The organism is Streptomyces sp. NPDC022910, assembly GCF_055561075.1.
In genome coordinates this window covers 1-2,655 of record NZ_JBVHHL010000147.1, presented here as the reverse complement: position 1 = coordinate 2,655, position 2,655 = coordinate 1, and the positions used below count along the sequence as shown (strand labels likewise).

The following is a 2,655-nucleotide window of genomic DNA, read 5'->3' as shown; positions in this document are numbered from 1 at the left end:
GGAGTAATTGTCAAGACCTGTGGATGGGGTGGGGAGGCCGCCTCTCGTTGCGCCGCGTCCCCCTAAAGCGAAGCTTCGTCACTCCGCTCACGAGGCGCTCAGGAGAAGTCCGCGGCGGTGATGCCGTCGGGGTGTCCAGGCGGCCACTCCACCAACTCGATCTGGTAGCCATCCGGGTCGGTGAGCCACGACGTCTTCGGGCCGCGAGGGCCGCCCGGATACTGGACAGGTCCCGGCTCCAGGCCGGTGTCGGTCAGCCGCTCCAGGGTGGCGGCCAGTGTGTCCACCTGGATCGCGAGGTGGTCGAAACCGCTGCCCACGTCGACGCGTCCGCCGACGGGACGGTGGACCAGTTCGAGCGAGGCTGCCGGTTCGCCGGGGAACTTGAGGATCACGAGGCGACTCCCGTCGCCGCTGCTGACCCTGCCCAGCTCGACGTAGCCCAAGCCGGTGTAGAAATCGAGCGAGCGGTCCAGGTCGGTGACGCGGTAGGAGACGAAGAGCGTCTTCATGCGGTCTCCTCGGGGCGACGTACCCGGTAGCGGAGGTGCGTGACGTCTCGGTCCTCGAGCCGTCGGACCAGGTCGAGTTCGATGTGATCACCACCGAGGTGGTCGAACAGCCGTCGGCCGTCCCCGAGGAGGACCTGAACCAGGTGGATCTCCATCTCGTCGATGTGCCCGGCTCGGAGGAGCGCTTGGGCCGCGCCCGCCCCATGGACCATGACCGGCCGGTCCCCGGCAGCCGCGCGAGCCTGACGGGCGCAGTCCTCGACGTCGGTGACGAATCGCGCGTGGCCGGGTGGCACGTCCCCGTCATCCACATGGTGGGTGAGGACGAAGATCGGCACACCGTCGTGATGGTCGCCCTGCCAACGCCCGGCGAGTTCGAAGGTCCGACGGCCGGAGATTACCGCGCCGGTCGCCAACGCCTCGCGATAAATCTGTCCGCTGGGACCGTCGGATTCCCGGTCGTCGAGCCAGTTGAAAAGACGTCCACCGGCACGTCCGAGCTCCTGGCCCGGTCGATCGTCCGGACCGGCAACGTAGCCGTCGAGCGACATCGACATGTACAGCCGAATCGGATTGCTCATTCTGACCTCCATCTCTCCTCCATGACGTGGGGATGCTCCGCTTCCCGCCCGTAAGGGGCGGGAAGGTCACAGTGGAAGACTTCAGGCAGCAGGCAAACTCATCGGCCTGATGAGGCGTGACGTGTGGGGACGATCAAGAGGCCGTTGACAGAGGCGTAAGTCAAGAGCAGTCAGTTGGGGTGGTTCAGGCTGCGTGAGCCTCGGAGCGTTCGACGAGCAGGCCGCGTTCGAAGCGGGCGCCGGCTCGCACCAAGGCGACGAGGTGGGGTGCGTTCACGGCTCGCCAGCGGGCCTGGGCGGACTCGATGAGCTTGAAGACCATCGCGAGGGCGGCGGCCCGGCTCCCGGCACCCTTGGTGACCTTCGTTCGGAGTCGCACGGTGGCGAAAGTCGATTCGATGGGATTTGTCGTACGCAGGTGGATCCAATGCTCGGCCGGGTAGTCGAAAAACGCCAGCAGCTCGTCCTCATCATCCGTGATCCGCTTGACGACCTTGGGGTACTTCGCGCCGTACTGCTTGGCGAAGGCGGCCACCGCCTTGACCGCGTGCTCCTTGTCCTCGGCGTTGTAGATGTCCTGGATCGCGCGCTTGGCCGCGGGCTGCGCCGACTTCGGCAGGGCGTCCAGGCAATTGGCGGTTTTGTGAACCCAACACCGCTGGTGGCGGGTTGTGGGGAAGACCTCGTTCAAAGCGTTCCAAAAGCCCAGTGCGCCGTCGCCGACGGCCAGCACCGGGGCCCGCATGCCGCGGCGGGCGCAGTCCCGCAGCAGCCCGGCCCACGCCTCGGACGACTCGCGGTAGCCATCGGTCATCGCGATCAGCTCCTTGGTGCCGTCCGCCCGCACGCCCATCAACACCAGCACCGCGGCCTTCGCCTCCTCCAGGCGGATCCGCAGGTGCACGCCGTCCGCCCAGACGTAGACGTAGTCGGTCGCGGACAAGTCACGATTCTGGAAGGCGGCGTGATCCTGTTGCCACTGCGCGGTCAACCGGGTCACCGTCGCCGGCGACAGGCCGGCCGAGGAGCCCAGGAACTGCTCCAGCGCGGGCACGAAGTCGCCGGTGGACAGGCCGTGCAGATAGAGCAGCGGCAGCACCTCTGCGATCTTCGGGGACTTCCGGCACCACGGCGGCAGGATCGCCGACGAGAACCGCCGGCGCTCACCCGTGGCCTCGTCGACGCGCTTGTCGTTCACGCGCGGCGCCTTGACCTCGACCGTCCCGGCGGCGGTGGCGACCTTCCGCGGCTGGTGGTAGCCGTTGCGCACCACCAGACGGCGGCCTGCCTCGTCACACTCCCCGGCCAACTCGGCTATGTAGGTGTTGACTTCCGCCTCCAGCGCAGCGGCCAGCATCCGCCGCGCGCCCTCCCGGACGATCTCATCGATCAGGGAGCCGTTCGGGGTGGAACCATCGGCGTTGACTACGCTGAGCACGGGCGTGCCTTCCCGACCGACGTTCGCAGCGTCGGCCTACTCGGTGACCTTCAATCGATCACTCGGGAAGGTACGCCCATCGCGCGCCTCCCGAGCCCCGATCCACAGGTCTTGAGCATTGCTC

Annotated in this window: 3 protein-coding genes; all 3 read right to left on the bottom strand. The window is 67.4% G+C overall.

Annotated elements, in window-relative coordinates; translation table 11 throughout:
- Positions 1–98 precede the first annotated feature (98 nt).
- Positions 99–512 carry a VOC family protein gene (locus ACZ3TS_RS42725; RefSeq protein ID WP_467628589.1) on the bottom strand — a complete coding sequence of 138 codons (414 nt, stop codon included), beginning with the start codon at positions 510–512 and terminating at the stop codon, positions 99–101.
- Entirely contained in the window at positions 509–1,093 is a 585-nt protein-coding gene (locus ACZ3TS_RS42720; protein ID WP_467628587.1) for a dihydrofolate reductase family protein, read from the bottom strand. Before ACZ3TS_RS42720 ends, ACZ3TS_RS42725 begins: the two co-directional genes overlap by 4 nt.
- A gap of 184 nt (positions 1,094–1,277) precedes the next feature.
- The gene (locus ACZ3TS_RS42715) at positions 1,278–2,531 is read right to left on the bottom strand and encodes an IS256 family transposase (protein ID WP_467628584.1); all 1,254 of its coding nucleotides are present in this window, start codon (positions 2,529–2,531) and stop codon (positions 1,278–1,280) included.
- Positions 2,532–2,655 lie beyond the last annotated feature (124 nt).